The sequence below is a fragment of the Pseudomonas sp. 6D_7.1_Bac1 genome (assembly GCF_025465945.1).
Taxonomy (GTDB): Bacteria; Pseudomonadota; Gammaproteobacteria; order Pseudomonadales; family Pseudomonadaceae; genus Aquipseudomonas.
Map to the genome: position 1 here is coordinate 1 of NZ_JANLNW010000030.1, position 24,893 is coordinate 24,893.

The 24,893-nt window shown below is 61.3% G+C and carries 15 protein-coding genes; 7 read left to right on the forward strand and 8 right to left on the reverse strand.

Annotated features, from left to right (window positions below; translation table 11 throughout):
- Positions 1 to 10: 10 nt before the first annotated feature.
- The 6 genes from NTD87_RS08230 to NTD87_RS08255 all read right to left on the reverse strand — a co-directional run bounded on the left by NTD87_RS08230 (position 11) and on the right by NTD87_RS08255 (position 7,883).
- Positions 11 to 478: an SRPBCC family protein gene (locus NTD87_RS08230; protein ID WP_262113166.1), complete on the reverse strand. Its 468-nt coding sequence runs from the start codon at positions 476 to 478 to the stop codon at positions 11 to 13.
- Positions 479 to 507: 29 nt separating this feature from the next.
- Positions 508 to 3,969, reverse strand: a complete 3,462-nt coding sequence (locus NTD87_RS08235) for a non-ribosomal peptide synthetase (protein WP_262113168.1) — start codon at positions 3,967 to 3,969, stop codon at positions 508 to 510.
- Positions 3,970 to 3,983: 14 nt separating this feature from the next.
- A complete protein-coding gene (locus NTD87_RS08240) occupies positions 3,984 to 4,913 on the reverse strand; it encodes a diiron oxygenase (protein ID WP_262113170.1) in 930 nt (309 codons plus the stop codon).
- Positions 4,910 to 5,686: a DUF3050 domain-containing protein gene (locus NTD87_RS08245; protein ID WP_262113171.1), complete on the reverse strand. Its 777-nt coding sequence runs from the start codon at positions 5,684 to 5,686 to the stop codon at positions 4,910 to 4,912. Before NTD87_RS08245 ends, NTD87_RS08240 begins: the two co-directional genes overlap by 4 nt.
- 737 nt (positions 5,687 to 6,423) lie before the next feature.
- Positions 6,424 to 7,155, reverse strand: coding sequence for a thioesterase II family protein (locus NTD87_RS08250; protein ID WP_262113173.1), 732 nt, complete (start codon positions 7,153 to 7,155; stop codon positions 6,424 to 6,426).
- 17 nt (positions 7,156 to 7,172) lie between these two features.
- The gene (locus tag NTD87_RS08255; RefSeq protein WP_262113174.1) at positions 7,173 to 7,883 is read right to left on the reverse strand and encodes a GntR family transcriptional regulator; all 711 of its coding nucleotides are present in this window, start codon (positions 7,881 to 7,883) and stop codon (positions 7,173 to 7,175) included.
- Between the two features lie 421 nt (positions 7,884 to 8,304).
- Between NTD87_RS08255 and NTD87_RS08260 the strand changes: the two genes are divergently transcribed.
- From NTD87_RS08260 to NTD87_RS08275, 4 genes are read left to right on the forward strand one after another with little or no spacing between them, the layout of a single operon-like run.
- Complete coding sequence (locus NTD87_RS08260) at positions 8,305 to 9,087, forward strand: efflux RND transporter periplasmic adaptor subunit (RefSeq protein ID WP_262113176.1); 783 nt, start codon at positions 8,305 to 8,307, stop codon at positions 9,085 to 9,087.
- Complete coding sequence (locus NTD87_RS08265) at positions 9,084 to 10,403, forward strand: efflux RND transporter periplasmic adaptor subunit (RefSeq protein WP_262113177.1); 1,320 nt, start codon at positions 9,084 to 9,086, stop codon at positions 10,401 to 10,403. The genes NTD87_RS08260 and NTD87_RS08265 overlap by 4 nt, the downstream gene beginning before the upstream one ends.
- Positions 10,404 to 12,500, forward strand: a complete 2,097-nt coding sequence (locus tag NTD87_RS08270; protein ID WP_262113178.1) for a biotin/lipoyl-binding protein — start codon at positions 10,404 to 10,406, stop codon at positions 12,498 to 12,500.
- Positions 12,501 to 12,517: 17 nt separating this feature from the next.
- Positions 12,518 to 13,033, forward strand: coding sequence for a GNAT family N-acetyltransferase (locus tag NTD87_RS08275; RefSeq protein ID WP_262113179.1), 516 nt, complete (start codon positions 12,518 to 12,520; stop codon positions 13,031 to 13,033).
- On the opposite strand, the gene NTD87_RS08280 is transcribed toward NTD87_RS08275, so the two are convergent.
- Both NTD87_RS08280 and NTD87_RS08285 read right to left on the reverse strand, forming a co-directional pair.
- Entirely contained in the window at positions 13,026 to 13,337 is a 312-nt protein-coding gene (locus NTD87_RS08280; protein ID WP_262113180.1) for a DUF6916 family protein, read from the reverse strand. The two genes, NTD87_RS08275 and NTD87_RS08280, sit on opposite strands and share 8 nt — an antisense overlap.
- A gap of 52 nt (positions 13,338 to 13,389) precedes the next feature.
- The gene (locus NTD87_RS08285) at positions 13,390 to 14,010 is read right to left on the reverse strand and encodes a phage tail protein (protein WP_262113181.1); all 621 of its coding nucleotides are present in this window, start codon (positions 14,008 to 14,010) and stop codon (positions 13,390 to 13,392) included.
- 171 nt (positions 14,011 to 14,181) lie between these two features.
- Here NTD87_RS08285 and NTD87_RS08290 point away from each other — a divergent pair, with 171 nt between their 5' ends.
- From NTD87_RS08290 to NTD87_RS08300, 3 genes are all read left to right on the forward strand, one after another.
- The gene (locus NTD87_RS08290) at positions 14,182 to 15,774 is read left to right on the forward strand and encodes a glycosyltransferase family 39 protein (RefSeq protein WP_262113182.1); all 1,593 of its coding nucleotides are present in this window, start codon (positions 14,182 to 14,184) and stop codon (positions 15,772 to 15,774) included.
- A 271-nt stretch (positions 15,775 to 16,045) separates the two neighbouring features.
- Positions 16,046 to 16,891: a sulfotransferase family protein gene (locus NTD87_RS08295; protein WP_262113184.1), complete on the forward strand. Its 846-nt coding sequence runs from the start codon at positions 16,046 to 16,048 to the stop codon at positions 16,889 to 16,891.
- 52 nt (positions 16,892 to 16,943) lie between these two features.
- On the forward strand, positions 16,944 to 24,854 hold the full coding sequence (locus tag NTD87_RS08300) for an Ig-like domain-containing protein (protein WP_262113186.1): 7,911 nt from the start codon (positions 16,944 to 16,946) through the stop codon (positions 24,852 to 24,854).
- Positions 24,855 to 24,893 lie beyond the last annotated feature (39 nt).

Here is a 24,893-nt window from a genome sequence, read left to right on the forward strand (position 1 = left end):
CGAAATTGCCTTATGCAAACAGATTGCGCGCATTGCTCATCGAGTCATCGGCAAACCCCTGTACGAAGTCCTTGAACCCCGGGAGGGCTTCGGCGCCACCTTGGGCGGGTTCAGCGATGATGGTCCAGGTTGCGCGGGACTTGCCGGCGCCCAAGGGCTCGACGCTCATGGCGGCCCACAGCTGGCCAACACCCAGGGTGTTGTAGACGGTAGTCCAGGTCATGCTCAACGCCTGATCGTCGCGGGAGTTGAGCTGCTCGACCACCAGGTTGCCGTCCTTGAAGAATTTTTTGCGCAACGACGACACGCCCTCGCCAGTCATCTCGATATGCGACAGCGCCGGAATGAATTTGTCGAAGCCGGCAAAGTTGCCGACCACTTCCCAGACCCGCGACGCCTCGGCAGGTATTTCCACCGACGACACAACGTGGCAGCCGTGCGGGTTTTTGATCAGGGTATCGGGTTGCAGAGTGCTCATGGTCTTGCTCCATTTTTACGGATGATGAATCAGATGAAGTTGATTTCTTTCAGGTAGTCGCAGCCGCGACGCAGCAATGCCGGGGATTTTTGCGGGTAGCGCGTGCCCATCCGCTGCACGCCGGCCTGGGCATTGGCGTGGCCGATCATCGAGATGTCGCCGATGTCTTCTTCGAAGCCGTTGAGGTAGAAACCCAGCACGCCGAACAGCGCGTTATCGCTGTCGACCCGGCCCAGTTGCTGTTGCCAGTCGGAGACGCTAACCATTTGAAACTCGCGACCGGCTTCGCGGAACGACGCGACGTAGGCGTCCCAGCTCAGCGGTTCGGGGTTGTGCAGGTTGAACACCGCGTGCTCGGGCTGATAACGGCTGGCGTGGAAAGCGATGAAGCGGGCGAGGAAGTCCACCGGCATCAAGTCGAAATTCAGCGCGAACTCCGGCACCTGGCCGAGCTGGATCGAACCCTTGAGCATCAGCATCAGACGGTTCTTGTGCGGCTGGCACACGCCTGTGAGGCTGTTGAAGCTGATGTTGCCCGGTCGATAGAGGTTGACCCGCACCCCACGCTCGCGAGCGCGTTCGAGGATCCGTTCGCCGACCCATTTGGACAGGTTGTAGCCGTTCTTGATGTAGATGGGTGGAGTCTGCGCGGCGGGTTGTTCGAGCACCCGGCCATCGGCGTCGATGGTGCTGGACGCCGACAGTGTGGAGACGAAGTTGAAAACCTTCTTGCTGCGCCCTTCGCAGAGCCGCAAACACTCGAAAATCGGCTCGACGTTGTCCCGCGCCAGCGACTCATAATCGAGTACGTGGTTGACGTTGGCAGCGTTGTGCACCAACGCGCCGAACTCCCGATCCAGTCGCTCATACACCTCTGGCGTCAGGCCCAGCGCAGGTTGCGTGATGTCTGCTGCATAGACCTGCACCCGAGTCAGGTCCAGATGCTCCAGACGGTTCTCGCGCAGGGACTCGGCAAAGCGTTGCGCAGCGGATTGCCCGGTACCGTCGCGCACCAGGCACGCGACTTCGCTGGCACCCCAGGCCAGCAGTGCCTCGACGATATGCACGCCGACGAAGCTGTTGGCTCCGGTGACGATGACCTTATGCACATCGCCCATCTGGCTGATCGGCAGGGGCTGTACATCGAGTTCGCGAAAGGCATCGGCGAGGGCTTTTTCGCTGAGCACTTCTTCGCCAGCAGAGCCTCTGACCAGTGTCGCCAGCCTGGCAATGGTCGGCACTTCGATGAAGCGGTTGATCGAAATACTGCGCCCGAACTGCTCGCGCAACTGCAGCAACATGCGCGATAGCAGGATCGAGTGACCACCCAGATTGAAGAAGCTTTCGTCGGTGGAAATGTCGCCGGCCGGCAACTCCAGCAACTCGGCCCAGAGCTCCAGCAGTTGCGCCTCATCGGCAGATTCCGGCAATCGCCGATGATGGTTCTCGAGGACGCTGACTGGCATCGCCAATAGCGCCTTTCGATCCACTTTGCCGTTGCTGGCGAAGGGCATGTTCGCCAGTTCAGTCCATGCAGTGGGTTGCATGTAGTCCGGTAAAAACTGCTGGGCGTGTGCTTTCAGCGCTTCGCGTGCGGCGCCAGGCTGTTCTTCCTGGGGTTGTGCGAGGAACGCCAGAATCCGTCGATGACTGTCGATCACCACCGCCACCTGGCGGTACAACTGACTGTCGCGCAGGCAGCGTTCGATCTCCTCCGGCTCGACCCGATAGCCACGGATCTTCACCTGATTGTCCCGCCGCCCACAGAGCTCGATACCCTCAGCGGTCCACTTCGCCATATCACCGGTGCGGTAGGCGCGCAGGCTCTGGCCGTCGGGCAAGGGCAGTTGCAGGTAGCGCTCGGCGGTCTGCTGCGGGTTGTTCAAATAGCCCAGGCACACCCCCGGACCGACGATGTACAGCTCGCCGACCGTCTGCTCGGCCACTGGCTGAAAGTCCTCGTCGAGGATCAGCACCTGGCTGTTGGCAATTGGCGCCCCGAGGCTGCGGTTACTGTCACCGATCCGGAGTTGTCGGGCGGTGACCAGCACCGTGGCTTCGGTCGGGCCATACAGGTTGTAGAGCTTGCCCTGCTGGGTCAGCTGCTTGATCACATGGGGTTCGCAGACATCGCCACCGGTCATCACATGCGCAAGGTCGCGCAACTGATCCAGCGGCAGAATGCTTAACAGCGCTGGCGGAAGAAACGCGTGGCTGAGCCGATGATGACGGATCAACTCGACCAGTTGCAGCGGGTCACGACGCTGGTCGTCGTTGGGCACGATCAGTTCGGCGCCCTGGATCAGCGTCGGGAAAATATCGATCAGCGAGGAGTCGAAACTCAACGATGAAAACTGCAACACCCGACTCTGCTCCGTCAGCTCGACGTAATCGGCGTACCACGCGGTGAAGTGTCCGAGATTGCTCTGGCTGAGCAGTACACCTTTGGGATGACCGGTGGTGCCCGAGGTGTAAAGCGCCATGCACGGCGTCTGGCTACCGGGTCGTTGGCGCATCAGCGGCAAGCCGAGATTCGCCTCGCGGGCGTCGATGCCACTGATGTCGAGCCCGGGCATCTCATTGCTCAGCGGATGCTGACCATCGTGCAGCAACAACACTGCGCCAGCGTTCTCCAGGATGTACTGCTGACGTTGCAGCGGATGGCTGGGTTCGAGTGGCAGGTACACCGCACCACTGCCGAGTATTGCCAGAATGCCGGCGAACAGCGCGCTGGATTTCGGCAGACAAATACCTACCACCACTGGCCCATCAACCGCTCGGTACTGTTCGATCAGTGGCAGCAACCGTTGCTGGATTGCCAGGCTTTGGGCGTGCAAGTCGCCATAGCTGAGCACCTCACCATCGATGTGCAGCGCCGGGCGTTCACGGAACGTCTTGAAGCTCTGTTCGAGCCGCTCGATCATCGGGATTTGTCCGAGCTGCAGCAGTGGCAGTTGCTGGGTGAGATTGAGTCTGTGGGCGTAGGCCAGACTCTCCAGCGCCCGCAGGCTCTCTTCACGCTGATGACCACCGGGCGTGGCCGTTGTGGCGTGCGTGAAGTACTCGGCGTCGCGAGAAAAGCGACTGACCTCAAGCGCCACACAATCGACCAGTTCGGCGATGACCTTCAGGCGCAACGCCTGGCCATTGCCAGAGGCTTCGTCGGCGACGGGGACGCGGGCGATCAGTTGTTGATCGCCGCTCGATGCATAGCGGCACAGCACGTCGATGGGCGGCAGACCGCTGGCGTCTGTCGACCCGAGGCCCAGGCGCACACTCAGCCGTGCGCATTCGCCCAAGTCGCGCAGACGCTGCGCCGAAATAACCAGGCTGCCATCGTCGATCACCAGCTCGGTAGTGCCGACCGTTTGTTCATTCAAGGCCTGGCTGTCGCTCAGTCGCGTCAGAACATGACCGTGTTGTTCCAGCTCCAGCGCCAGCTCATTCAAGGCCTGGCTGTGACCGATGAGCAGAATGTCGAGACGTCTCATGATGTTCTCCTCGGCTAGATCAGGTAGTCGCTCAGGGCGTCTTGCACGCACGGCGAATCGAGCAGCGAACTGCTGCGGAAAAACCGCACGATGTTGGCGACCAGCGGGTGATGGCGATTGATCGGGAAGGCCAGGCCCGCCACTTCGCTCTTGAGTGCGGCCTTGGCGGCTTCGCTGATGTGCAGGTGTTCGATCAACCGGAAGTCGAACGATTTCTGAATGTCGTTAGTCAGGTAGTGAGTGATGAATACCGGCAGAATCTTCGCGATCAGTTGGCGGTCGCCTTCGTTCGCGGAGTGCCAATAGATCCGCACCAGCCGTGACCAGAACCCCGAGTGCCGGCCCTCGTCGAGCAGGTGGTCAGCCATCAGGCCCTTGATCGATTGCTTGACCGTGTCGTCCTTGGCGAACGCCGCCACATCGTTGGTCACGGTGTTTTCAGCGATCGCCACGCAGATCAGCTCCACGGCGCTGCGCAGATGTTCCGGCGCCAGTGCCAACGCTGCGGGAATCGCCCGACTCAGCTCGATTTCATGTGGCAGTTCGATCGGCGTGATGCCAGTCATGGCGACGGTCTGCTGCATGAAATCCATCGCCACCAGCGCGTGGTAATCCTCATCCACCACCACGGTCATGGCGTCGTAACGACAGGCGAACGGGAAGGGCACGGCGAAGCGATTCTTGGCAATGCTGCGGGCGGTCTTGTCGACGATCTCGGTTTCGAAAATCACCACGTCGTTGATGAACTTGTAGAGCGTCTGCACCAGGGCAAAGTCGCGCTGCTCCGGGCACTCGCGAACAAAGGTTTCGCTCAGCACCAGCGGTTGGCGGCTCAAGGGATAGATCAGTTTGTCGTCGTTTTCGACCATGCGCCGGGGGCGCGTACGGATGGTCGCGCGGCTTTCCCAGGCGTCGGCGAAAGATTGGTAGTCGGCGGCGTTCATGCGCTCACCTCGGCCACGGGTTCACGCATGCTCAGGCGCAAGCCGTCCCACAGTGCGATGCGGCTTTCCACGGCGGCGATGGCGGCAGCGTAGACGTCTTCCTGCCGTTGCGGGTCGCCGTCGACCAGCCGCGCCAAGAGTGTTTCGGCGGCAGGGCCGTGGTCTTCGGCGTCGACTTCGATGTGCCGTTCCAGGTAGTAACGAAAGGTCGGCGCTTGCTCAATGCCAATGCCCCAATCGTCGAGAATGCGCTGGAACATCTGCGGGATAACACTTTCACGACCATGCAAAAATGCCGCAGCAACGCTGTGTCCTGGCGCATACAGGGCGGTGTGCAACGTGTGCCGAACGAAGTTCGACGCGGCCGGGTCGACGTCCACGCTTTGCAGGGCGATGTCGTAGCTCACGCCTTCTTTTTGCAGGGCGACGAAGCGCTCCACGGCCGCTGTGCTGGCACCGACTTCACGCATCGCGTCCAGGTACAACTCGAAATGGCTGTAGTGACCGTGATCGAGCCGATCATCCGATTCTTCACCCAGAATGATTTCATTGATCAGGCGCGCCGCTTGAGGGTCTTGCGGTGGTAGCCACGGTAGCTGCACACACGTGAGCTCCTGTTGCAGGCGCTTGGTCAGCGACATGAAGTCCCAGACGGCAAATACATGGGTTTCCATAAAGCGCTGAAGTATGGATAGCGAATGGATCTCAGCAAAAATAGGGTGGGCGCTGAGCTCTGCTTTTTTCAGGTCGAGAAGTGCTTTGTTGGATTTCATGAGAGGCCTATAAGTTGCGAGTTAAGTTGTTCGGTTGGCGTGGATTTCTTATGTAAGTTCAAACAAGGTGTTGGTTGAACTTTTTAATAGGCGAACAAGTACCTCAAACAAACGTTGATGCAGTTCATGAAGACGGCTGACCCTGCCAGGCAAGGCGTAGCGTGCGTCGGTAGTGCTTGGCGGTCAGCGGCGCAGGTTGCTGTTACAGACCCTGGCCATTGACCATGCCAACAAGTGCAGTGGAACGTGAAGTTGTCGGCGTAGAAAAATTAATACATGAAACAAGTGACGGGCAAGTGTTTTTTATATTATTTGTCAAGTGTGTTTTTTCGGGCGCGACAAGTCTCAATAAAACTTTTCAATCAAGTTTTATTGAGATGAAGTTGTTCCTTCCGGCTTATATAAGTCAGAATTTAAAATGAGTGAATGCCTCACTCGGAGCAACTGTGTGGCTGGAGAGTTAATAGTTTTGATGTTGTAGGCAGGAGGCGGGCACGGCCCCATCTCTTCCCGTCCTTTGGCAAGCCTCCTTTTGTTTGTCCATCACGCGAGGGCTGTGCAGGCAGATTTACACGCCGCTCGTCCTTTTTTAGTCGGCAAACCAAGAGTGAGCCCAAAAAGCCAGCACTGCTATCACTGGCGCAGGGGTGGGCAGGGGGCTTTCAAGGAGGGAAGAGGGGATAGGTGTCGCCAGCGCTTCTCGAGAGCCTGTGCCTCATCGCACAGGCGTCAGGCGCTTACTCGCTGAGCAGGCCCAGGTGGGTGTTGATGATCTGCAGCAGACGATGGCGCTGAGTGATGGTGAAAAAATGGTTACCGGTCATTTCGATCAGTTCGAACTCACGGCGGGTGAATTCGCGCCAATTGACCATGCTTTCAAGTGGCGCCAGCGGGTCGTCGCTGCCGTAGAAGGCGGTCATCGGGATGTGCAGGCTGCGACTGGAAGGGTCGGCCCAGGATTCGAGCAGTTTCAAGTCACTCTGTATCAGTGCTTCGTAGGCGGCGAGTTGATTGTTGGTGCTTGCATCAGGAAACGGCCCCGGACTCGAGAGTGCATGACCGTTGTGCAGCGGCGCAGTGGCTGGCCGGGTATCCGGGCTGCGGCAGCCGGAAATGAACAGGTGACGGGTTTGTCCCGGGCAGCGGATTTCGCTCAATTTGGCCAGCTCATAGGCCAATATTGCGCCCAGTCCATGGCCAAAGAATGCGTGGGGCTCGGACAAGTAAGGCTGGAGCGCCGCGAAGGCGTCGACCAGCAGCGGCGGCCATTGTTCGTAGGGTGTCTGGTTCTGCGGATTGCCAGGGCCGGGAAGCCTGAAAGCGAGCAGTTCAATGTGCTCGCTCAGTGCTTGCGTCCAGCTGCGGAACTGCTCGGGGTCTGCACCGGCCTCGCTGAAGCAGATCAGCCTGACGTCCGTCGCCTGGCCGGCGTTGATCACGGTCAGCCATGGAGTGTTCCGGGCGTGCACGGCTTTCCTTGTGCGGCTCACGTCGATGCTTTCTTGCCCTGAGGTTCAAGGCTGTTCAGGTAACGCGTGATGACCTCGACACCCCGGTTGAGGTGGTTCTCAAGCTTCGTCACGGTTAGCGCAGTGTCTCGGGCTTGCGCGGCGCGCAGCAGTTCGCGGTGATCTTCCTGGGACAGCTTGCCGAGCCCCATGGCTTCAAGGTTGAAGCGTAGAAAGCGCTCCTCCTCCCACAAGCCGCTTTCCACCAGGCTGAGGAGCCTGCGATTGGGCGCCTTGCGGTACAGCGTCATGTGGAACAAACGGTTGAGCCTGCCGATCTCGGCGTAATCGGTTTGAGTTTCGAGGTCGTCGATGTAACGCGCCGCCTCGGCAAAATCCTCGTCGTCGAGCAGCGGAATCGACAGACGCAGGGCCTCGGACTCCAGCAGGATGCGCAGGGCATAGGTCTCGGCAGCGTCACCTTCGACCAGTGGCGCGACGACCGCACCTTTATGTGCGACAACGTGTAGCAGCGATTGCGCCTCAAGCTGGCGCAAGGCTTCGCGCACGGGCATGCGACTGACGCCGAACAGGTCGGCCAGGTCTTGCTGGCGCAGAGCGGTGCCGCAGGGCAAACGACCGTCGAGAATCGCCGAGCGCAGGGTTTCTTCGATCACCGATCGCGCAAGGTGAGCGGGGATAGGGCCGCTGACCGGGATGGAACTTAAAGGGTTGGGCTTCTGTGTCACGACAACGCACCCTGACTGAATGGTAAGAAACATTGGATCCAATGCACACTAGTGACTGCCTGGCTGGTTGTCAAACCGGCAGAACAATGCAGTTTTCGACAGTTTTATGCCACTGGCTGTGCCGTCGAACGCAACTTCGCAGGCTACGATCTTTTCAATTGCGTTCGCTTCCCCAAGTTTAGCGCGCTCGCGGTGATTGCACCGTGCCATTGTCTTTTACCTATCAAGGTGCAGGCACGTTTCGTTCTCCCTCGGACTCTGTGCTGGCTGTGGCCGTACAGGTAATGCGGGGCGAGAAGTTGTTCATCCTACCGATGCTGCAAAAACACCACATACCCACGAAATTGGCCCGTGATGGCTATTTGCTTGACGCTCGTTGCGGCTGTCGTAGACTCCGCCCATCTGTCAGGGAGACACCGCTATGCAGCGTTTTCGTGGGTTGGCTTTAGGTTGGATCGCACTGGCAGGCGTGGCACAGGCGCAAACGCCCGTGCCAGACGATCCGCTGCTGGAAAACAACACGGCAGGCAGTCATGCGGCAACCAGCAGCGAGGCCCGCGGTGTGCTGCGCGCCCGTGATCAGGCAACGCTCGCCAGTGAATTGTCCGGGCGCATTGTCGAGTTGCCATTCAGCGAAGGCGAACCCTTCAAAAAGGGCGACACTCTGGCGCGTTTCGATTGCTCGGCCTATCAGGCTCAGCTCAACGCCGCGCAGGCCGCCAGCCGGGGTGCCGGCGAAGAGCTGGCCCATAACAAACAACTCGCTGCGTTGAACTCGGTCGGGCGTTTCGAAGTGGCGCGAGCCGAAGCCAAACTCAGCGAAACCCAGGCGCAATCTCAGGTTTATCAGGTTCAGGTCAAACGCTGCAGCGTGGTCGCGCCGTTTGACGGCCAGGTTGTCGAACGCAAGGTTCAGCGCTATGAAAGCGTCGCCGCCGGAGCGCCGCTGGTGGACATCGTCGACAACCGCAGCCTGGAAATTCACCTGCTGGTGCCCTCGCGCTGGATGGGCAAACTCAAGCCCGGGCAGACCTTCAGCTTCGTTCCCGATGAAACCGGCCAGCCACTCGATGCCACGGTCAAGCGCCTCGGTGCGCGGATCGATGAAGGCAGCCAGACCCTGCTGTTGGTCGCAACGCTGCCCAACGCCAGCGGTTTGCTGGCCGGGATGAGCGGCACGGCGCGCTTCGCGGAGCTCAAGTGAACGCGCCCGTCGCGGGCGGCGCCGAGCAGGTCTTCGCGCGCTTTCTGGAACTGGAGCGCCAGACCCGCGCCGCCCGCACCACCGAACAACTGGCCTACAGCCTGGCCAATGATGGTCAGGCCTTGTTCGGTTTTCGCCATGCAGCGTTGTTGATCGCCGGCAAGGTCCGTGCGGTCACGGGCGTCAGCGCCGTAGAGCCGAATGCGCCGTTTGTGGCGTTCGTCGAGCAAGCGGTGGCGCAGTTGTTCAAGCTCGACCTGTTGAAACAGGCACGGGTCATACCTGCCACTTCGTTGAGCGGTTCGATTCAGGCCGACTGGCAGAGTCTGTCGGCGGCGCAGGTATTCTGGCTGCCGCTGATTGATCGTCAGGGCCAGGTGTTCGGCGGTCTGTGGCTGGCCCGCGATGTGCCGTGGAATCCATCCGAGCAAGTGCTGTTGTCGCAACTGGGTGACACCTTCAGCCACGCCTGGCTGGCGCTGCAACCGCGTCAACCGTGGCGCTTGCGCTGGACCCGCAAACGCCAGGTCGCCCTGGCGGCGGCGCTGGTGCTGGGGTTGTTGATTCCAGTGCGCCAGTCGGTGCTGGCGCCGGCCGAAGTCGTGCCACTCGGCGGTCGGGTGGTGGCGGCACCGTTGGACGGGGTGATCGCCGAGTTCCTGGTCAAACCCAATCAGAACGTGAAGACTGGCGATCTGTTGCTGCGTTTTGAAGGCACCACGCTCAAGGCCCAGGCCGATGTCGCGGACCGTGCCTTGGGCGTGGCGCAAGCCGAACTCAAGGCCAACGCCCAGCGAGCCTTTGCCGACGCCGAGTCGAGTTCGAAAATTGATTTGTTGGCCGCACGGGTCGAGCAGAAACGTGCCGAACGCGATTACGCCCGCGAACTGCTCAAACGCAGCGAAGTGCGTGCTGAACGCGACGGTATTGCGGTGTTCGCCGACGCTGAACGCTGGACCGGAAAGCCGGTGCAGACCGGCGAGCGTTTGATGGAAATCGCCGATCCGAACCAGGCGCAATTGCGCATCGAACTGGCCGTCGGCGATGCGATTGCACTGGAACCGGGGTCGCAGGTGGCGCTGTTTCTCGACAGCGACCCACTGCAACGCCATTTGGCCAGGCTCGAACGTTCGGCCTACGAAGCGCAACCGACTGCCGGCGGACAGTTGGCGTACCGGCTCGACGCCAGTTTCGATGCCGCGCCGCCGCGTATCGGCTTGCGCGGTACGGCGAAAATCTTCGGTGATCGTGCGCCGTTGGCGCTGTACCTGTTGCGCAAGCCGCTGGCCGGTTTGCGTCAAAGCGTAGGCCTCTAGATGACATTGCCCAGCCTGCGTGCCGATTTACAGTTGCAGATGGCCGCTCCGGCGCTGGACGGTTCACCGCGCTGGACCCTGGCCGACCCGCTGCGCGGGCGCTATTTCAAACTCGGTGCCGCGGCCATGCGCTTGCTGCGCCATTGGTCATTGGGCGATTCCGAGCAAGTGTTGCGCGCCGCCAATCGCGAACCGGGTTTGCCGCTGGACATCACTGAGCTTGAGCAGTTGCTGAGTTTTTTGCGGGCGCATGACCTGATCTGCGCTCTCGACCCGCAGCAGCGCGCCAGTTACGGCCTCAAGGCCGCCGCGCAGCGTCAAAGTGTGTGGCAGATTTTGCTGCATCAGTACCTGTTCTTCCGGATTCCGTTGTGGCGCCCGGACGCTTTCCTCAATCGTACCTGGCCATGGCTGGCGCGTTTTGGCCCCGGTGCGTTGCGCTACGGTTTACCGCTGACCCTAGGCCTGGGCGTGTTTCTGGTGTCGCGGGACTGGCAGCGTTTTATCGCAACGTTCCCGCACTTGTTCAGTCTCGGTGGCGCGTTGGCGTTTGGGGTGGCGCTGTTCTTCGCCAAGCTCTGTCACGAGTTCGGTCATGCGTTTATGGCCAAGCGTGCCGGCTGCCGGGTGCAGAGCATGGGCGTGGCCTTCATGGTGTTGCTGCCGATGTTTTACACCGACGTCAGCGATGCCTGGCGGGTCAATGATCGTCGCGCGCGCTTGCTGATCGGTGCGGGCGGGGTGCTCGCCGAGTTGCTGCTGGCGTGTATCGCCTTGCTCGCCTGGTCACTGTTGCCGGACGGGCCGGCGCGCACGGCGGCGTTCATGCTCGCCAGCGCCACCTGGCTCACCACGCTGGCGGTCAACCTGAACCCGTTCATGCGCTTCGATGGTTATTTTTTGCTCAGCGACTTCTGGGAGGTGGACAACCTTCAGGGCCGGGCATTTGCCTTGTGCCGCTGGCGTTTGCGCGAGGTGTTGTTCGGCTATGGCGAACCGGCACCGGAGCCGTGGTCGCCGTCAATGCAGCGGCGTTTGCTCTGGTGGGGATATGGCTCGTGGCTGTGGCGCGCGGTGCTGTTTTTCGGGATCGCGCTGGCGGTGTATCACTTGTTCTTCAAGCTGTTGGGGATCTTCCTGATGCTGGTTGAGCTGGTGTGGTTCATCTTTTTGCCGATTGCGCGTGAAGGGCGCGAATGGTGGAGCCGCCGCGAACAGGCCCATGCACCGCGGGCGTTGCTCAGTGGTTTGGGGTTACTGGCGCTGATTGTCGTGCTGGTGCTGCCGTGGCGCAGCGCGGTGGAACTGCCGAGCATGCTGGAGGCTGGCCGCGTCAGTGCCTTGCATGCGCCGGTGGCGGCACGGGTCAAACAACTGAATGTCAGTGACGGGCAGACCGTTGCCCAAGGCGATGTGCTGATTGAACTGGAGTCGCCGGACCTGGACTCGCGTCAGGTCATCGTGCGCCGGGAAATCGAAATCCAGCAATTGCAGATGCGGCGTCAGGCCGGGCGCAGCGAAACCGCCGCCGATGCCGGGATCGTCGAACAGCGACTGGCGGAAGCAGTGGCTGAGTATCGCGGTTTGGTGGCGCAACGCGAACGCCTGCTGTTGCGGGCACCCCAGGCTGGCAAGGTGCGTGATCTGTTGCCGCAACTGGCCGTCGGCCGCTGGTTGTCGCCCAAAGATACCTTGGCCCGGGTTGTCGAAGAGGGCTCACGACTGCGCGGTTATCTGGCCGAAGCCGAACTGTGGCGGGTTGCACCCGGTGCGACGGGACGGTTTATCGCCGAGGACCCAATGCACCCGGCAGTGGCGGTCGAGCTGACGGAAATCGACGCCAATGGTGCGGCGGTGGTCGAACAGGAAGCGTTGACCTCCGACCACCACGGGCCGATCGCCGTGCGCCGCGATCAGAGCCAGCGCGCCGAGCCTGTGCAGGCGCAATACGCGGTGAGGCTCAAGGTGCTCGACAGCATTGCCACCCCGGTACAGCCATTGCGTGGCGTGGTGGTGTTGCAGGGCCGCAGTGAGTCGTTGCTGGGCTCTGCCTGGCGCCGATTGGCGGCGTTGGGCGTGAGGGAGAGTGGTTTTTAGCACAGGGAGAAATCGCGATGCTGAACAACAAGGCCAATGCTGCGGATGGTTTGGTGGTGCGCCCATCGCGGGCGACCGATGGGCCGTTCCTGGAAAGCCTCTATCATGCGGCTCGCCCCGATCTGCAATGGATCGACGGCGAGCGCGAACTGGTCGAGGAGGTTATCGCCCAGCAGTTTCAGGTGCAGGAGCAGGGCACCGGGGAGCGCTTCCCCAATGCCATGCACTATGTGGTCGAGAAGCTCGACACACCGATTGGCGCATTGACTACCGAGTTTGGCAGCAACGAAATTCGCGTCCTGTACCTGGCATTCATTCCGGCGGCCCGAGGCAAGGGCTATGGCCGCACGGTGCTGCAAGGTGTGCAAACAGCCGCCGAACAGGTCCGCTGCCCGGTGAGCACGGTGGTCTGGGCCAGCAACCCCCATGCGCGCCAGCATTACCTGGCGTTGGGCTTTCAGGTAGAAGAACAGAATCCGGCGGCCGAGCGGCTGGTCTGGTATCCCGGCCAGCCGCAGATTCTGGTCAGTTGAAGGTGATGTAGAAATACGCCCGGCTTGCGTCGCGCCCCAACGCCAGTGTGCGCGATACGTATATGCCTTCGATACGGCCCAGCTCCGGCAAGTCGATAGCACAGAGTCCATCGACGAACGAGGTGGACTGCGCACTGCTCAAGGTCACGCCAAAAGGCATTCGGCTGCCCTCTGACAAGCGTGCCCTTGGTACGTCCTCTACCGATTCGACGATCACCGGCAGTTCGCTGCCATCCTCCAGATACAGCGCGCTGGGTTTTTCCACTAGCTGCCGGAAATGGTTGCTGTTGACCTGTTGCTGCATGGCCTGGCTCCAGAAAAGTAAAGGACCGGGGCCTTGGGCCCCGGTAGCACGTTCAGTTGCGAGACGGGAAAAGACCGTTGAGGCACATGCTGAAATTCAACACCAGGAACGGGTTCATCGTGTCCATGGGCACGCCGCCGCCGATGGGCGCTACGGAGACGGCGACGTTGACTGTGCCGCCAACGCTGGTGCTGACACCTTGCAGTGGCACGGGCGCAGTGCCCTGTGCGGTGGAGTAAATATTGGCCGTGCCCGGACCGCCGCTGGAGGCACCGATAAAGGCATTGGCCGTTGAGGGTACGCTCAGGGGGGTGGCAGCAACACTGGCCAGGTTGACGGTGGTGGTGGCGGTCAGGTTAGGAGTGCCGACGGCCGTCGCCGTGGGTGTGTGGATGGGCAGGTTGCTCAGTTTGGCGGCGGTTTGTTCGGCGCCGTCGGAGGTGCCGATCACCCGTGGAGTGAGGTTCAGGCCCAAACCCTGGCACAGAGGCAGGCGACCGCGCAGGTCCGGCAGCATGAAGTTTGTCGAGCCGTTGCCGCCGTAATTGGTGCCGAGCAAGGCGAACAGCGCCTGGAACTGGCCGACTTGCATGGTCTGCCCGTTGCACAGCGCCCAACCGCTGGGTGGATAGTTGAAAGCGAAGGTCTGGATGGTTCCGGTAAACACTTCCATGGTTGTTATCCCTGTGTTTTTGGAGGAGGCCTGGCATGTCCGCCGACCACCGATCAGCGTAGCCGCTAAGACGAATGCCGCTACATTGCGTGCGTGCAGGGAATGGGGCAGCATCCACACCCAGTTCAAGGTCCAAGCCTTATAGGGCCTTTCGATCACCCAGGGGGATAGATGGAATACCGTAGAGAAACAGAGCTTGCCGGCAAGCCTGATGAGCGCTCTGCGCGCACTCGGCTGACGGCCTCGGCGCGTCTGTTTCAGTGGCTGGACGATTATGGGATCTGGCTGATTCTGGCACTGGCGGCGTTCGTGCGGTTTTACGACCTGACCGCGGCGGCGATTTGGGGCGACGAAGGTTCCAGCTTGCTGATGAGCCAGTACGATCTGGCCGGGATCTGGTTTCACGCGGCCCGTGATGTGCATCCACCGCTCTACTTCATGGTGCTGCACGGTTGGATCGAGCTGTTTGGCGATGGCATTTTGTCGATTCGCAGCCTGAGTGCCCTGCCGGGAATCGCTACGGTGGCACTGGGCGTCTGGCTGGTACGTTTGATCGCCAATCCGCGGGTGGCGTTGCTGGCAGGGTTGTTGTTGGCGCTATTCCCTTCGGCGGTGCGTTACAGCCAGGAAGTGCGGATGTATTCGCTGCTGGGCGTGATGCTGCTCGGCGCGACGATTGCGCTGGTGTATTGGGTCAAGCAGCCCCAGCGCGCACGGTATCTGGTGATTTACGCGCTGCTGATGGCGGCCGCGTTTTACACCCACTACTTCACCGCCCTGTGCGTGATTGCCCACTGGTTGTACCTGCTGGTACTGCGTGTGCAGCCGGGCAACCCGTTGCGGCACATCAACCGCCCGGGCTGGTGGCTGGCCAACGTGGCGATCGTGCTGCTGTTTCTGCCGTGGGTACCCGAACTGCTGAGTCTTGTTCAGCACATGCCGGAACTCAAGGCCAGCGGCGATGTGGGTTGGGAGGATCCGGTCACCCTCGGCTCCCTGCCGTCCATGGTCTGGACCTTCATGATCCAGGGCGATGACGACAGCCTGCCCCGGCTGGTGTTTATCGCACTGCCAGTGCTGTTGCTGGGTGTGATCGTGTTGACGGCGCTGCGTGATCGTAGCGCCTACCGTTGGAGTGCCTTGCTGGCGATTTACACCGTGGTGCCGCTGGTGCTGGTTTTCCTGGTGTCGTTCGTTTCGCCAGTGTTCATCGAGCGCTACGTGACGGCCTTCGCACTTGGCTTGCCGCTGGTGGTTGCATTGGCTGTCGATCGCTTGCTGAACGGTTATAGGATCGCGGCCCTGGCGCTGCTCCTGCTGTTTGTCGGGATCGAAGGGGTGGGCCTGAAAAACAACGCGACCGTCGATACGAATGACCAGCTCAACGTGACGGTCGAATTTATCAACCAGCATTACGAGCCAGGTGATCAGGTCGTCATCAGCGATCTGCTCTGGTACATGCCGTACGTCTACTACGATCGCACTGTCGTCCAGCCGCGCCTCTTTACCCCGCCTTTGGCCAACGGCACGTCCAGTCGCCCGAATGCCTACGGTTTCGGTACGCTGGTAGAGGAAGCCGCCGACAAGATCTACCTCGATCGCCTCACTGATCTGCCGCCCGGAACGAGTCGTGTGTGGCTGTTCAGCACCGCCGACCAGCCTGATGAGTTCGCACCACTGCCCCAGGGTTGGCAGAAAGTCAGTGAAAAAGTCGCGGGCAATGCGCGGGCGCGGTTGTTTGTTATCAACAGTCCCAAAAAATAACGTGTAGGAGTACGGCGAAGAACTTCGGTACCCGCAAATCGGAAGATCAAAAGATCGCAGCCTATACCGCGTAGGAGCTGCCGAAGGCTGCGATCTTTTGACGTTCAAGACATCAAATGAAGGTATCTATCAGCTTAAACGTTTCACTCTGTCCGCTTTTGTTACAACCATACCTTTCGCAGGGTTTTTGCTCCGATTTGATATCAAAACACCACTAGTCGGATCCAAATTCGTAGGCTACGCTTTGTCCTACAAAGGACTGACGACTACGGTGAAGGGATTGCAGAAGTTCCACTTTATCTCCGGTTTACCGCGCTCAGGCTCGACCCTGCTTTCTGCGATCCTGTTGCAGAACCCGCGTTTTCATGCCGGTATGACCAGCCCCGTCGGATCGCTTTTCTCCAGTGTCCTGGAGCAATGCAGTGCCGGCAGCGAATTTGGCGCGGTGATCGACACTCCGCTACGCCGTCGTCTATTGCGCGGTCTGTTCGACTCCTTCTATGCCGATCAGGCAGATACACCCGTTATCTTCGATACCAATCGCCAATGGTGCTCGCGTCAGCCTGCGCTACGGGAACTGTTTCCCAAGGCCAAAACCATTGCCTGTGTGCGTAATGTCGCCTGGGTAATGGACAGCCTTGAGCGTCTGTACCGCGCTAACCCCTTCGAGAACACCAAGCTGTTCAATGACGAAATCGAGCGCAATACCGTTTACAGCCGTTGCGAAACCCTGGCGCAGCGCAATCGTCTGGTGGGGTTTGCCTGGACGGCGTTGAAAGAGGCTTATTACGGCGAAAACGCCGACTCGCTGCTGATCGTCGATTACGACCTGCTGAGCCAGGCCCCTGACCGGGTCATGCGGTTGATCTATGATTTCATCGGCGAACCCTGGTTCGAGCACGATTTCAACAACCTCGCCTATGACGCGCCGGAATTCGATCAGGCGCTTGGGGTGTCGGGGCTGCACAAGGTCAAGCGCACGGTTGCACTGGAACCCCGGCGTACGATCCTGCCGCCGGACCTGTTCGACAAATACGCAGAGTTGTCCTTTTGGCACGATGGCTCAGCCAGTGCTGCCAATGTTATCCGTATGAAAGCCGACGCCGCGATCAGTTGATCGCGGCGTTTTTATTTGCGCAGTCATAAAAGTTCGAGTCCGGGTGAGCAGCATGTGGTGGAGCAAAGGCAAGTCGCAGGTCACGGAGGGCGCACGCGTCCTGGCATCGCCAATGATCATGTCCCTGGAACCGCGAATGCTGTTCGACGGCGCAGTGGCGGCCACGGTTGCCGATACCGCCGCCCAAGCTGACAGCCACGCCACGGCGGACGCTGCCAAGGCACCGGTTGCCGACCACCCGGTGGCCAGCAAGGACACCCACGGCCAGACGGACAACACGTCAGCGGCTACGCCCGCGCCTGCTGCGACGCCCACCGCCGTGCCCGGCCAGAGCGTGGTGTTTGTCGACTCGCGCATCAAGGACGCCGATAGCCTGCTCAAAGGCGTGGCACCCGGCACCGAGGTGGTCCAGCTCGACTCGACCAAGGATGGTTTGCAGCAAATCGCTGATTATCTGGATACCCATCACGGCGTGAGTACCGTGGAAATCATCGCCCACGGCAATAGCGGCGACTTGTGGCTGGGCGACACTTACCTGTCGGCCGATAACGTGGCGGCTCGCAGCGCGGTGCTGGCGCGCATCGGCAATGACATGAACGTCGGCGGCGACATTCTGATCTACGCCTGCAACACCGCCGCAGGTGACAAGGGCATCAGCTTTGTCGACTCGCTGGCGCAACTTACCGGGCGCGATATCGCCGCGTCGAACAACCGTACCGGTGTGAGCGGTGACTGGGATCTGGAAATCGCCACCGGCACCATCGAGAGCCATAACGTGCTGTCGGCCCAGTCCATGGCTGCGTATCAGTACAGCCTGGCGACCCTGACGGTCACCAACAACGGTGACAGTGGGGTCGGCTCATTGCGTCAGGCGCTGAGCGATGCCGTGGTGGGTGACACGGTGACGTTCAGCACCACCATGACGGTCAATCTGAATTCGCAACTGACCATCACCAAGAACGTCACGCTGGAAGGTGACCTGAACCACGACGGCATTGCCGATGTGACCCTCAACGGTCAGTACAAGACCCGGGTGGTTCAGGTCGCTTCCGGGGTCACTGCGACCTTCGACGGGCTGATCATCAAGCAAGGCCTGGTGGCCGGCAATGGTGCCGCCGCCGGTACGGACGGCACGGCGGCCATGGGCGGCGGTATTTTCAACTCCGGCAACCTGACCCTCAAGAACGTCACCGTGACCAGCAACGCCGCTTCGGGCGGCGGTGGCGGTGGCGGGGTCACCTCACCTTACGTCGGTGGTGCGGTCGGTGGCGGTGGCGGTGGTGGTGGTGCATTGGGCGGGCAAGCGGGCGGTCATGGTGGCACCTCCGGCTTCGGCACGGGTGTGTACGGCGGTACGAGCGGTAGTGCCAACACGGGCGGTAACGGTGGCGGGTACAACCCCAACTATATGGGCGGTCACGGCGGCAGCAGCAGCGGTGGCGCGGGCGGCGTGGGAGCTGCCAACTACAGCAGTGGTGGCGCGGGCGGTACGGCGAACAACGGCACGATTTCCATCGGCGGTGGCGGTGGCGGCTCCGGTTGGGACAAGCCCGGCAGGGCCGGGGCGTCGGCTGCAGGTGGTATTTACAACGCCAGTAGCGGCACCCTGACAGTCATTGGCACCTCGGTGATTTCCGGCAACATCGCCGCCGGTGGTGGCGGTGGCGGCGGTGGTGGCCTGGGCGGTTCCGCCGACTCCGGTGGTGCGGCCGGTAAAGGCGTCGGTGCGATCTGGAACAAAGGTACGGTATTGATGACCGCCGCCAACTTCGCGGCGCTGTCCGGTAACGTCGGTGGCAGTGGCTCCGGCGGTCCGGCGCTGGGCGGCGGTAGTACCGGTGCCAGCGTGGCGGCCGTGAACAATATCTTCAACGACGGCGGCACCGTGAACACCGCCTATGCACCGGCACCGAGCGCTACCATCGTGGTGGCGAACAGCGCCCTGCATATCGGCCAGACTTCGCTTGTGACCATTACCTTCACTGAGGCGGTGACCGGTTTCACCAACGCCGACCTGACCGTTGCCAACGGTTCCCTGAGCGCGGTGAGCTCAAGCGATGGCGGGGTCACCTGGACCGCGACCTTCACCCCGAATTCGAGCGTCACCGGCGCCAGCAACCACATCGTCCTGGACAACACCGGCGTGACAAGCGTGTCGCTGGGCACTGCCGGGGTCGGCACCAGCACGTCCAACAATTACGCCGTCGACACCGTACGGCCAACGGCGACCGTCGTGGTCAGCAATAGCACGGTGAACATCGGCGGATCCACAGTGACAATTACGTTCAGCGAAGCGGTGACTGGTTTCAGCAACGCCGACCTGACTGTTGCCAACGGTACCCTGAGCGCGGTGAGCAGCAGCGACGGCGGTATCACCTGGACCGCGACCCTGACGCCGACCGCTGGCAACAACAGCACCGGCAACGTCATTACTCTGGACAACACCGGCTATACCGATATAGCGACCAACGCCGGTACCGGCACCACCACGTCCAACAGCTATGCAATCGACGCCGTGCGGCCAACCGCGAGTATCGTGGTCGCCAACAATGCGCTGCACATCGGGGGAACGTCCCTGGTGACTATTACCTTCAGCGAAGCGGTGACCGGCTTCACCAACGCCGACCTGACGGTTGCCGACGGTACCCTGAGCGCGGTGAGCAGCAGCGACGGCGGCATCACCTGGACCGCGACCCTGACCCCGACCGCGTCGGTTTCCCATACCGGCGACATCATCACCCTGAATAATGCCGGGGTCAGCGACACGGCGGGCAATGCCGGTAGCGGCACGACCAACTCGAACACCTATGCAGTCGACACCCTGCGGCCGACGGCGACCATCGTGGTCGGCACGACCATCCTGGGCATCGGCCAGACCTCCCCCGTGACCATTACCTTCAGCGAAGCGGTGACCGGTTTCAGCAACGCCGACCTGACCGTTTCCAACGGCACGCTAAGCACGGTGAGCAGCAGCGACGGCGGCATCACCTGGACCGCGACCTTCACCCCGACGGCCAGCATCACCAACGCCGCCAACCACATCACCCTGGATAACACCACCGTGCAGGACCTGGCGGGCAACGCCGGCAGCGGCACCACCACGTCCAACAACTATTCCATCGACGGCGTGCGTCCGACGGCAAGCATTGTGGTCGCGAGCCCGACCCTGGCCATCGGCCAGACCTCGCTGGTGACCATTACCTTCTCCGAGGGGGTGGTCGGTTTCACCAACGCTGACCTGACGATTGCCAACGGCACCCTCAGCGCTGTGAGTAGCACTGATGGCGGCATCACCTGGACCGCGACCTTCACCCCGACGGCCAGCATCACCAACGCCGCCAACCACATCACCCTGGATAACACGGGCTACTCGGACTTTTCCGGCAACATCGGGACTGGCACCACCGACTCCAACAACTACACCATCGACACCCAGCGTCCGACCGCGACCGTCGTCTTGGCCAACCCCACGCTCATGGCGGGTGGAAGCTCGCTGGTGACCTTCACCTTCAGCGAAGCGGTGACCGGTTTCACCAATGCCGACCTGAGCGTGCCCAACGGCACCCTGACCAACGTCAGCTCCAGCGATGGCGGCGTGACCTGGACCGCCACCTTCACGCCCACCACCGGCATTCACGCCACCAGCAACCTGATCTCCCTGAACAACAGTGCCGTGGCCGACCTGGCCGGCAATACGGGCACCGGGATCACCAATTCCGGTAACTTCACCATCGACACCGTGCGCCCGACGGCGACCGTTGTGGTCGCCACCCCTACGCTGATCATCGGCCAGACGTCCCTGGTGACCTTCACCTTCAACGAGGCCGTGACCGGTTTCACCAATGCCGACCTGACCGTTGCCAACGGCACACTGAGCGCGGTGAGCAGCAGCGACGGCGGTATTACCTGGACCGCGACCTTCACCCCAACGACAAACATCACCAACGCCGCCAGCCACATCACCCTGGACAACAGCGGGGTCCAGGCGGTCGTTTCGGGTAACGCCGGTAGCGGCAACAGCGTTTCCAACACCTACGCCATCGACACCCAGCGCCCGACCGCGACCATCGTGGTGGCGAACAATGCCCTCGGGATTGGCTCGACGTCACTGGTCACTATCACCTTCAGCGAAGCAGTGACCGGTTTCAACAACAGTGACCTGTTGATCGGCAATGGCACCCTCAGCGCTGTCAGTTCCAGCGATGGCGGCATCACCTGGACCGCGACGCTGACCCCGGTGAACGGCATCACCCACAACGGCAACGTCATTACTCTGAACAACACCAGTGTGAGCGACCTGTCCGGTAATGCCGGTACGGGCACCACTGATTCCAACACCTACGCCGTCGACAGCCAGCGGCCGACGGCGGCCATTGTGGTCGCCAACCCGACCCTGATCGCCGGGCAGACCTCGTTGGTGACCATCACCTTCAGTGAGGCGGTGACCGGCTTCAACAACAGCGACCTGAGCGTGCCCAACGGCACCCTGACCAACGTCAGCTCCAGCGATGGCGGCGTGACCTGGACCGCCACCTTCACGCCCACCACCGGCATTCACAACACCACCAACCTCATCTCTCTGAACAACAGTGCCGTGGCCGACCTGGCCGGCAATACGGGCACGGGGATCACCAATTCCGGTAACTTCACCATCGACACCGTGCGCCCGACGGCGACCGTTGTGGTCGCCAACCCTACGCTGAACATCGGCCAGACGTCGCTGGTGACCATTACCTTCAGCGAAGCGGTCAGTGGTTTCACCAATGCCGACCTGAGCATTGCCAACGGCACGTTGAGCGCGGTGAGCAGCAGCGACGGCGGCATAACCTGGACCGCAACGTTCACCCCGACGGCGAACATCACCAACGCCGCCAGCCACATCACCCTGGACAACACCTTGGTGCAGAACGCCTCTGGCAACGTGGGGACGGGCACCACCGATTCGAACAACTACGCCATCGACACCCAACGTCCGACGGCAACCGTCGTGGTCGCCAACCCTGCGCTGAGCATCGGCCAGACGTCGCTGGTGACCATTACCTTCAGCGAAGCAGTCACTGGCTTCAGCAACGCCGACCTGACCATCGCCAACGGCACCTTGAGCGCGGTCAGCTCAAGCGATGGCGGTATCACCTGGACCGCGACCTATACGCCGACCAGCAACATCAGCAATGCGACCAACCACATCACCCTCAACAATACGGGCGTGAATGACCTGGCCGGCAACGCGGGCAGCGGCACCACCGACTCCAACAACTACCTCGTAGACACCCAGCGTCCAACGGCCACAATCGTGGTCGCCAACCCGAGCCTGGCAGTCGGTGGCTCAAGCCTGGTGACCTTCACCTTCAGCGAAGCCGTGACCGGCTTTACCACCGCCGACCTGACCGTCGCCAACGGCACGATCAGCGGGCTGAGCAGCAGTGATGGCGGCGTGACCTGGACCGCCACCCTGACCCCGACCAACGCCGTCACCGCCGCCAGCAACCTGATCACCCTGGACAACACCCGCTACACCGACCTGAGTGGCAACGCCGGGACCGGCACGACACACTCCAACACCTACGCCATCGATACCCAGCGCCCGACGGCGACCGTGGTGATCGCCGACAGCGCCCTGAAAATCGGCCAGAGTTCCACGGTGAGCATCACCTTCTCCGAGGCGGTCAGCGGTTTTACCAACGCCGATCTGACGGTGGCCAACGGCACCTTGAGTGCCGTCAGCAGCAGTGACGGCGGCGTGACCTGGACGGCGACTTTCACGCCGACCAACAACGTCAGCAGCGCGACCAACCTGATCACCCTGAACAACACCGGGGTGACCGATGCGGCCGGCAATACCGGCACCGGCAGCACTGATTCGAACAACTTCGCCATCGACACCGCCCGTCCTACCGCGACCATCGTGGTGGCGAACCCGACCCTGCCGATCGGCGAGACGAGCCTGGTGACCATTACCTTCAGCGAAGCGGTCACCGGCTTCAGCAACGCCGACCTGACCATCGCCAACGGCACCTTGAGCGCAGTCAGCTCAAGCGATGGCGGTATCACCTGGACCGCGACTTATACGCCGACCAGTAATATCAGCAATGCGACCAACCACATCACCCTCAACAACGCGGGTGTGATTGACCTGGCCGGCAACGCCGGTAGCGGCACCACCGACTCGAACAACTACATCATCGACACCCAGCGTCCGACCGCTATGATCGTGGTGACTGACAGCGCCCTCAAACTGGGTCAAACCACCACCGTGACCATCACGTTCTCCGAGGCGATCAGTGGTTTCACCAATTCGGACCTGACGGTGGCCAATGGCACCTTGAGTGCCCTGAGCAGCAGCGACGGCGGCAAGACCTGGACCGCCACGCTCACGCCGAACGCCAACGTGACCGACGCCAGCAACCTGATCACCCTGAACAACGCCGGCGTGATCGATGCGCTGGGCAACGCTGGCAGCGGCAGCACCGATTCGGGCAACTACGTCATCGACACCACACGCCCCACCGCGACCATCGTGGTCGCCAACCCGATGCTGCCAATCGGCGAGACGAGCCTGGTAACCATCACCTTCAGCGAGGCGGTGAGCGGTTTCGACAACAGCGACCTGACGGTGGCCAACGGCACGTTGAGCGCCGTCAGCAGCCGTGATGGCGGTGTGACCTGGACCGCGACCTTCACCCCGACCAGCAACGTCAGCGATACCCGCAACCTGATCTCGCTCAACAACAGCGGTGTGCACGATGCGGCGGGTAATACCGGGGCCGGGAGCACCGACTCCAACAATTACCAGATCGACACCCAACGCCCGACCGCGACCATTGTCGTGGCCAACGGCAACCTGGGTATCGGCCAGACCAGCCTGGTGACGATCACCTTCTCGGAAGCGGTCAGCGGTTTCACCAACTCCGACCTGACGGTCGCCAACGGCACCTTGAGCGCCCTGAGCAGCAGTGATGGTGGCAAGACCTGGACCGCCACTCTGACGCCGACGGCCAACATTACCGACGCCAGCAACCTGATCACTCTCAATAATGGCGGGGTCAGTGATGCATTCGGCAACACCGGTAGCGGGACAACCGACTCCAATAACTACGTCATCGACACTCAACGTCCGACCTCGACCATTGTCGTGGCCAGCGGCAACCTGGGCGTGGGCCAGACCAGCCTGGTGACCATTACCTTCTCGGAAGCGGTCAGCGGGTTGACCAATGCCGACCTGACGGTGGCCAACGGTACGTTGAGCGGTTTGAGCAGCAATGACGGTGGCAAGACCTGGACGGCGACGCTGACCCCGAACATCAACGTCAATAACGCGACCAGCCAGATCAGCCTCAATAACGCGGGTGTGAGCGATACGTTCGGCAACACGGGCATCGGTAGCACCGAGTCCAACAGCTACGTGGTCAAAACCATCGCACTGACCGGCGATCCGCAGTTCCGGATCAGCGATCCGGCACCGCCTTCGAGCGCACCGACGGTGCCGTTGCAGCCGATTGTCTTCACGCCGCCGACCGGTAATCTCGGTTCACCACTGACGTTTGCACCGCTGTTCGAACAGCGGGTACTGGGCGACGGTATGCGTCCACTGGGGGATATTTTCATCAATCGTGGCGAACTGAGCCCAAGCTTTATCGCGCAGGTGTTCACGAGCGGCGACAGTGACGCAAGGGGCTCCGGCCATGGTTTCCTTGGTTTTGGCAGCGGTGAAGGCGGGGTGTTTGGCACCAGCACGCTGTCGAGCCTGTTCAGCCATGAATCGACCGGCGCCGGCCATTCGCTGAACACCTTTGGTGACAGGTCGATCCTGCCAGGGGGCGATGCATCTTCGGGGCTGCACGGTGTATTCGGTGCATTGACCTTGGGCGAACAACTTCAACAACTTGAAAACACCGAGAAGCAGCAGATCCAGGCATTGGCTAAAGCTCTGCAACAGGTCGGCATCAGCGAAATGCAGGCCTGACTAAAAATCTGAAATTGTGCGGTACCCGGGGGCGAACCA

Coding starts and splice junctions, on each gene's coding strand:
- NTD87_RS08230 (WP_262113166.1), bottom strand. CDS start 478: ATGAGCACTCTGCAACCCGATACCCTGATCAAAAACCCGCACGGCTGC.
- NTD87_RS08235 (WP_262113168.1), bottom strand. CDS start 3,969: ATGAGACGTCTCGACATTCTGCTCATCGGTCACAGCCAGGCCTTGAAT.
- NTD87_RS08240 (WP_262113170.1), bottom strand. CDS start 4,913: ATGAACGCCGCCGACTACCAATCTTTCGCCGACGCCTGGGAAAGCCGC.
- NTD87_RS08245 (WP_262113171.1), bottom strand. CDS start 5,686: ATGAAATCCAACAAAGCACTTCTCGACCTGAAAAAAGCAGAGCTCAGC.
- NTD87_RS08260 (WP_262113176.1), top strand. CDS start 8,305: ATGCAGCGTTTTCGTGGGTTGGCTTTAGGTTGGATCGCACTGGCAGGC.
- NTD87_RS08270 (WP_262113178.1), top strand. CDS start 10,404: ATGACATTGCCCAGCCTGCGTGCCGATTTACAGTTGCAGATGGCCGCT.
- NTD87_RS08275 (WP_262113179.1), top strand. CDS start 12,518: ATGCTGAACAACAAGGCCAATGCTGCGGATGGTTTGGTGGTGCGCCCA.
- NTD87_RS08280 (WP_262113180.1), bottom strand. CDS start 13,337: ATGCAGCAACAGGTCAACAGCAACCATTTCCGGCAGCTAGTGGAAAAA.
- NTD87_RS08285 (WP_262113181.1), bottom strand. CDS start 14,010: ATGGAAGTGTTTACCGGAACCATCCAGACCTTCGCTTTCAACTATCCA.
- NTD87_RS08290 (WP_262113182.1), top strand. CDS start 14,182: ATGGAATACCGTAGAGAAACAGAGCTTGCCGGCAAGCCTGATGAGCGC.
- NTD87_RS08300 (WP_262113186.1), top strand. CDS start 16,944: ATGTGGTGGAGCAAAGGCAAGTCGCAGGTCACGGAGGGCGCACGCGTC.